The organism is Paenibacillus massiliensis subsp. panacisoli DSM 21345, from assembly GCF_000426545.1.
Classification (GTDB): Bacteria; Bacillota; Bacilli; order Paenibacillales; family Paenibacillaceae; genus Paenibacillus; species Paenibacillus panacisoli.
On record NZ_KE384535.1, the window covers coordinates 256,400 to 265,246 of the forward strand.

The following is an 8,847-nucleotide window of genomic DNA, read 5'->3' on the forward strand; positions in this document are numbered from 1 at the left end:
TTGCCGGAGCCGGAGGGCAGCATCCATACCGGTGCAGCCTATGTTGCACCACGCACAGCGGTGGAGCAGGTATTGGCAGAGATTTGGGCTGGTGTACTGGGCATGGAAGCCATCGGCACGCAGGACAATTTCTTCGAGCTGGGTGGAGATTCCATCAAGGCGCTACAGGTGTCGTCACGACTCCTGCAGGCTGGATACCGGATGGAGATGAAGGACCTGTTCAGCCATCCGACAGTCATATCACTCAGTCCTCTGTTGCGTACCGACGGTAAAATGGCCAGCCAAGAGGATGCCAAGGGCCGGGTAGAGCTGACACCGATTCAGCGCTGGTTCTTCGAGCAGCAGCCTGCAGAGCCGCATCACAACAACCAAGCTATGCTGCTGCACCGGGCTGAACGCTTTAATGTAGACGCGCTGCGGCATACGCTGGACAGGATTGTCCAGCATCATGATGCGCTGCGTACCGTCTTCCGCGAGACAGAACAAGGTTATGAGGCTTGGAACCGTGAGACTAACGATGGCGTGCTATATACGCTGGAGATTGTAGATCTCTTGGGTATAGCTGATGAAGCAATTGCTGTCGAGACCAAGGCAACAGAGATTCAAGGAAGTATTCAGCTGAGCGAAGGACCGCTTATGAGGCTGGGTCTGTTCCAGTGCGCGCAAGGGGATCATTTGCTGATTGTCATCCATCATTTGGTGGTGGACGGAGTATCCTGGCGGATATTGCTGGAGGACGTTGCAACTGGCTATGAGCAGGCATTGGCGGGCAAGAAGGAGAAGGCTATTCAGCTTCCGCATAAGAGTGATTCATTCCAGACCTGGGCCGGGCAGCTGTCGGCTTATGCCAACAGTGCAGCGATGGAGCAGGAGCTTGCGTACTGGCAGCATATCGAGCAAGCGGAAGCGAAGCTTGTGCAGGTATTGCCGAAGGACTTTGACCAGCCCAAAGCACAACTGGGGGATAGCGAGGTCATTACGGTACGCTGGACGAAGCAGGAGACTGACATGCTGCTCAAGCAGGCTCATCGTGCATACAGCACAGAAATGAACGATCTGCTGCTGAGTGCTCTTGGCAAGGCTGTATTCGACTGGTCTGGATCGGAGCGCGTGCTAATTAACCTGGAGGGTCACGGCCGGGAATCCATTTTGCCAGATATGGATGTTACGCGCACCATCGGTTGGTTCACAAGCCAGTTCCCTGTTGTATTGAACGTCAGCGCTGCTTCTAGTAGAGCAGGGGCTGATCAAGCCAATATCGGGCGTCTGATTACGCAGGTCAAGGAAGGTCTGCGCCAAATTCCGAACAAAGGCATCGGCTATGGCATTCTGCGCTACCTGTCCAATTCAGCAGCCACACCAACTGGCGGATTACTCCAGATTGAGCCGGAGATTAGCTTCAACTATCTGGGGCAATTCGATCAGGATTACAAAGGCAGTGCTCTGCAGCCTTCGCCTTACTCGATTGGTGTGCCAGTGAGTACCAAGGCGGCCATGGATTTTGCACTGGATATCAACGGGTTGATTGAGGACGGCGAGCTTGTATTCACGATCCGGTATGGTAGCACCCAGTTCCGTCAGGAGACGATGGAGCGGCTTGGAGAGCATCTGGTCTCCAGTCTGCGTGAAGTTATTCTTCACTGCGTTGCACAGGACAGAACGGTGCTGACGCCAAGTGATGTACTGCTGAATAACGTAACGATGGATGAGCTGCAGCAGCTAGTTGAGGATACACGTGAGCTCGGCGATCTGGAGAATGTGTATGCCTTGACGCCAATGCAGAAGGGGATGCTCTTCTACAGCCTGATGGATGCTGATTCAGGAGCTTATTTCGAGCAGGCTACCTTTGAGCTGAACGGACACTTTGATGTGGGAGCCTTCGGGCGCAGCTTCGACCTGTTGATTGAACGCCATGAAGCGCTGCGGACGAACTTTATTAGCTTGTGGAAGGACGAGCCTGTACAGGCTGTATTCCGCAGCCGTAGTGGACAGCTATATTATGAGGACCTGCGTGAGCTGTCAGTAGCTGATCGTGAGGCGCGTGTAGAAGCTTATACGGGTGAAGACAAGGCCAAGGGATTCCGCCTGGATGCGGATGCACTCATTCGGGTATCCATTTTACAGACTGGAGATGAAGCATACCACTTTATCTGGAGCTTCCATCATATTCTAATGGATGGCTGGTGCTTGTCCTTCATGACACAGGAGGTCTTTGGCACCTATCTTGCCCTGCGTGCGGGCCAGGAACCAATGCTTCCGCCAGTCACACCATTCAGTCGCTTCATCGAATGGCTGGAGCGCCAGGATCGTGAAGCGGCCCGTCAATACTGGAGCGGATATCTGGCTGACTATGAGCAGCAGGTCATGCTGCCACAGCAAAAGGCACAGTCCACCTCTGTACGCCAGAAGGAATATGCAGCGGGTGAGCTGGAGTGTGATCTGCAGCCAGAGCTGGCCGTGCAGATTGGACGAGTTGCCAAGCAGCATCAAGTTACGATTAATACCTTGATTCAGACCGTATGGGGTGTCCTGCTGCAAAAGTACAACAACAGCACCGATGTCGTGTTTGGCAGCGTCGTGTCAGGTCGTCCAAGCGATATCCCGGGCGTGGAGCAGATGATCGGCTTGTTCATTAACACGATCCCGGTTCGCATTCAGACGGTAACAGGCGAAGGCTTTGCCACGCTGATGAGACGCGTACAGGAGCAGGCACTTGCATCCAATACGTATGATGCGTTCCCGCTGTATGAGATTCAGTCGCTTACGGAGCAGAAGCAGGACCTGATCAATCACATTATGGTCTTTGAAAACTATCCGGTGGAGCAGCAGGTCGAGCAGCTTGGTGGCAATGGAGAAGACGCATTTACAATCTCGAACGTCGTTGCTACAGAGCAAACAAATTATGATCTGAACGTGGTTGTGATGCCAGGCGAAGCAATCCGGATTCGCTTTATGTATAACGCGCTGAGCTTCGATCAGGCAGGCATTGAACGATTGCATGGACATTTTACACGTCTGCTGGAGCAGATTGCGCTGAATCCGCAAGCTCGCGTAGATGAGCTGGAGCTCATTACTGCAGCGGAGCAGTCTCAAATTCGCGAAGTATTCAACGATACAGCTGCGGCGTACCCGCGTCATCAGTCCATTCATGGGCTGTTCGAGGAGCAGGCTGCACGTGTGCCTGAGAAGACGGCAGCCGTGTATGGGAAGCAATCGTTGTCCTATCGTGAGCTGAATAAGTCAGCTAACCGCTTGGCACATACGTTGCGATTGGCTGGAGTACAGGCTGACGAGCCAGTCGGCTTGCTGGCTGAACGCTCGCTGGATATGCTGATTGGCACGCTGGCGATTTTGAAGGCAGGCGGTGCGTATGTGCCGATTGACCCTCAATATCCAGAGGAGCGCATTCGCTATATGCTGGAGGATTCGGGAGCCAAGCTGCTGCTCGCGCAGGAGGCGTTGTTAGAGCGGTATGATTGGACCGGATTTATAGGACAGATCGTCGAGCTGAATGATGAGGCTTCCCGTAATGCAGACACGTTGAATACAGCACATCCATTGAATAGTACAGACATATCGAGTAACACAGATACATTGAATAGTGAACTTACGTCTAATCTGCCGTCGAGTAAATCCAGCCATGATGCAGCCTATATCATTTACACATCCGGCTCTACGGGTCTGCCGAAGGGTGTCGTTGTTGAGCATCGCAGTGTTGTGCGCCTGGTGTGCAATACGGATTATGTGCCGCTGGATGAATCCACACGGATTCTGCAGACGGGAGCGCTCGTATTTGACGCTTCGACGTTTGAGATTTGGGGCGCATTGTTAAATGGTGGTCAGCTGGTGTTGGTAGATCAGGACACGCTTCTGGATGCAGCCAAGCTGAAGGTAAGCATTCGTGAGCATGCCATTACGACCATGTGGATGACGGCGCCTTTGTTCAACCAGCTATCCCAGCAGGATGCCGAATTGTTCGGAGCTGTGAAGCATTTGCTGGTTGGCGGAGATGTTCTCTCCGTACCGCACATTAACCGAGTATTGGAACATCATCCAGGGTTGACCATCATTAACGGCTATGGCCCGACGGAAAATACGACCTTCTCGACGGCATACCGCATCGACGAGCCACAGCATGATGCTGTACCAATCGGTCGTCCGATCCATAATTCGACGGCGTATGTCGTCGATGCAGGCTTTCATTTGCAGCCTATCGGTGCTTGGGGTGAGTTGGTGGTGGGTGGTGACGGCGTAGCCCGTGGCTATCTGAACCGCCCTGAGCTGACGAGCGAGAAATTCCGCTTGAATCCTTGGGCAGCAGGAGCGGATGAAGGAACTGAAGAACGTCTGTATTGCACAGGTGATCTCGTACGTTGGCGTGAGGATGGCACATTGGAGTATGCCGGACGTATGGACCAGCAGGTGAAAATCCGTGGTTATCGGATTGAGCTTGGTGAGATAGAGGCGAAGCTCCTGCGAATGACAGATATCCGTGAGGCGGTCGTGCTGGTAATCGAGGATGAAGCTGGGCAGAAAATGCTCTGTGCTTACTTCACCTCGAATCAGGCGTGTAATATTGGAGAGCTCAGACAGGTGCTTTCCCAGGAGCTCCCTGCCTATATGGTACCATCCTACTTTATGCAGGTAGAGCAGATTCCATTGACTGTGAACGGTAAAGTAGACCGCAAAGCCTTGCCTGCACCGGAGGGCGGCATGTCTACCGGCACAGCTTATGTATCTCCACGCACAGCGGCTGAACAAGCTCTGGCCACGGTGTGGAGCGCTGTGCTCGGTGGTGGACAGATTGGCATACTGGATCATTTCTTCGAGCTGGGCGGCGATTCTATTAAAGCGATTCAGGTAGCCTCCCGCTTGTTGCAAGCTGGATACAAGATGGACATGAAGGATTTGTTCAAATATCCGACGATCAAGGATCTCGCACTACAGCTCCGTCTCGCAGAGCGACATACAGCGGATCAGGGAGTCGTGACAGGGGAAGTCGTACTCACACCGATCCAACATTGGTTCGTAGAACAGAAGCAACTGGATGATCATCACTTCAATCAGGCGGTCATGCTGCATCGGGAGCAGGGCTTTGATGAGGGAGCGTTACTTCAGGCCCTTGCGAAGCTGGCCGAGCATCATGATGCGTTGCGGATGGTATTCAGCAAGCATGATCATAGCTATAGTGTGCAAAATCGCGGCATAGACGAGGGTGAGCTATTCCATCTCGAGGTTGCAGACTTTAGGGATGTCTCAGATCCGGCTGTGCTCAGAGCAGCGATTGAGGCCAAAGCCGATAGTATTCAAAGTGGCATAAATCTGGATGAAGGACCTCTCTTCCGAGCAGGCTTGTTCCGTTGTGCTGACGGGGATCATCTGTTGCTGGTCATTCACCATTTGGTCGTGGACGGCGTATCCTGGCGTATTTTGTTCGAGGACCTGGCTACTGTATATGAGCAGGCTGTCTCACAGGAAGCCTTACAGCTTCCGTACAAAACGGATTCCTTCCGTACATGGTCCCATCAGCTAACTGAATATGCCCATAGTGAGGCTATGGTAAGTGAACGGGATTATTGGGAGCGACACAACGCCGAAGCGCTGGATAATCAAGGGCAGCTGCCTATGGATGCGGAAGTGGAAGGACCATTTACCCTGGCTGACACAGACACCGTCGCAGTACAGCTGACACAGCCACAGACGGAGCAGCTACTGAAGCAAGCCCATCGTGCTTACAACACAGAAGTGAACGATCTGCTGCTTACCGCGCTGGGTATGACGCTACAAGCTTGGACGGGTCATGAGCGAAGCCTAATTAACTTAGAGGGTCATGGACGTGAGGACATTCTCGCTGGTATGGATGTATCTCGCACGGTAGGCTGGTTCACGACTCAATATCCAGTGCTGCTGGGTGCAGCCAGCGAGTCAACGCTCTCAGCGCGCATCAAGCAAGTTAAAGAGAGTCTCCGCCATATTCCGAATAAAGGCATCGGCTATGGCATATGGAGATACCTGACGGAATCCGGGACAGCTGTACGTCAGAGTGAGGAAAGTGATGTCTCTGGTAAGGGCTACGCTGAGCCACAGATTAGCTTCAACTATCTGGGCCAATTCGATCAGGATCTGAGCAACAGTAACACACGCATGTCTCCATATTCGATCGGTGCAGCCGTGAGTGAACGGACAGAGATGAAATATATGCTTGATGTAGGTGGTATCGTCACAGACGGCGTTCTGGAGCTTGAGATTCGCTATAACCGTCAAGGCTTCCGTCAGCATACGATTCAGATGCTGGCCGAGCTGCTGAGAGGTCATTTGTTGGAAATTATCGAGCATTGTGTCAGTCGAGAGCGTACAGAGCTTACACCAAGTGATGTCTTGTTCAAAGGTCTTACTCTCGAGCAACTTGCTACGATTCTGGACCAGACCCAAGCAGTTGGTGAACTGGAAAATGTATATCCATTAACCCCGATGCAGAAGGGGATGCTGTTCCACAGTCTGATGCATGCCGAGACGGGTGTGTACTTTGAGCAGGCAACGTTCGAGCTGAATGGAGCATTTGTACCAGAGGTGTTCGAGAAGAGTCTGGCGCTGCTGATGGATCGTCACGCCATTTTCCGTACGAATTTCTATAGTGGCTGGCATGGTCAACCATTACAGGTTGTGTATCGCTATAGAGCAGTAGACTTCCAGTATGAAGATGTTAGAGAAGGCAGAGATGCAGTAGCTGAGATCGTGGCTGAATACATCTCTCGTGACAAGGCGAGAGGCTTCGACCTTGGTCAGGATACGTTGATGCGTGTAGCAGTGCTGCGCACAGGAGATAGCACGTATCAGTTCATCTGGAGCTTCCATCATATTGTGATGGATGGCTGGTGCTTGTCGCTCGTGACGGACGAGGTATTTGGAGCCTATCAGGCATTGCTGGCAGGCAAAGAGCCTGTATTGGCAGCGGTGCAGCCTTACAGTAACTACATTGAATGGCTGGAACGGCAAAATACAGAGGCAGCCTCCCGCTACTGGAGTGACTATCTGGCAGGCTTTGAGCAACAGACATTGCTGCCTGGTGAGCAAGGCGGAGGAATTCTCTCGGTAGAACAGAACTCATCCCAGCTTGCACCGGAGCATGTAGCTGAACAGGGGACTGAGCACGGATCAGGGGCTGCTGGATATGTACCTGGCAAGCTATCCTTCACGCTAGGCCAGCAATGGAGTGAGGCCTTGAATCGAATGGCAAGGCAGCAGCAGGTTACGATCAACACGGTGCTACAGACGGTCTGGGGCGTGATCCTGCAGAACTACAATAACAATCAGGATGTCGTATTTGGTAGTGTCGTATCTGGCCGTCCGGCAGAAATTGCGGGTGTGGAGCAGATGATCGGCTTGTTCATCAATACGATTCCAGTACGGATTATGAATGAACGTAGTGCGACCTTCGCTCAGCTACTGCATAGTGTGCAGGAGCAGGCGCTTGCCTCGGGAGCTTACGATACGTTCCCGCTATATGAGATTCAGGCACTGACTGAGCAGAAGCAGGATCTGATTAATCATATTATGGTATTCGAGAATTTCCCGATCGGCGAACAGATCAGCCAGCTAGGCGATTCTGAGGACGGCAGTGAGCATTCTGGATCAGCATTGTCGATTACCAACGTTTCTATTGCTGAGCAGACCAACTATGATTTCAACCTGATTGTAGTCCCTGGCGAAGATATCTCAATTCTGTTCGAATACAACACGCTGGTGTACAGCCTTGCCGATATGGAGCGTATTCAGGGCCATATTGATCAAGTGATTGGGCAAATTATTGCGAATCCGCATATCCGTGTAGATGAGCTTGCCTTGGTAACCCCGGCAGAGCAAGCACATCTCATCGAGGTGTGGGGGGATACCGCAGCACCATATCCGCAGGAGGAGACACTTAGCAGTCTGTTCGAGCAGCAGGTACTACGTGCACCGGAGCAGGTGGCTGTCATCTGTGGAGAGCAATCGTTGACCTATGCGAAGCTGAATGAACGTGCGAATCGTCTGGCACGTACCTTGCGTGCGGAAGGTGTTGTAGCAGATCAGCCAGTAGCTGTGGTCGTGCAGCGCTCACTGGAGATGATCGTGGGCATCTATGCGATTCTGAAGGCTGGCGGCGCATATGTGCCGATTGATCCAGACTATCCAGCAGATCGCATCCGCTTCATGCTAGAGGACTCGGGTGCGCGGCTGGTACTGACGCAGCAGCATCTAGTCGAGCGGTGGGAGGTGCAAGCTCCACAGTCGGGACATTTTGCAGCAAGTTCGAGTGCGATGGGTGCGGTAGCTGGAATTTCTAGTGATACTGATACTGGAATTTCTAGTGATACTGATACTGGAGTTGCTAGTGATACGGATGCTGGTATTGATGGAGCTAAGGGTACTGGTGCTGCTGCAGATGTTGCAGCGGCAAATGAGGCTAGTGGATGGGCAGACTTCGGCGGCAAAGTGCTGGTGCTGGAGCAGGAGGAGCTGTATCACGAGGATGGCTGCAACCTGGCCCCACTGGCTGGGCCGCAGCATATCGCGTATGTCATCTATACATCGGGGTCGACGGGCAAGCCGAAGGGCGTCATGGTCGAGCATCACTCGGTGATCAATCGGATTCTGTGGATGCATGATCGCTATGGTCTGAGCGCGGAGGATACGATCCTGCAAAAGACGACCTTCACATTCGACGTGTCGGTATGGGAGCTGTTCTGGTGGTCCATGGTGGGCTCGAAGGTAAGCTTGCTGTCCGTGGGCGGCGAGAAAAATCCGGAGGATATCGCGGATACCATTGCCCGTGATGGAGTGACAACAATGCACTTCGTTCCAGCGATG

At 52.8% G+C, this 8,847-nt stretch carries 1 protein-coding gene; it reads left to right on the forward strand.

The genetic code is table 11. The features are described 5' to 3' along the window. Nucleotides 1–8,847 (forward strand): non-ribosomal peptide synthetase (locus K331_RS33205; RefSeq protein WP_211237365.1); only part of this gene is annotated, 8,847 nt, incomplete at both ends.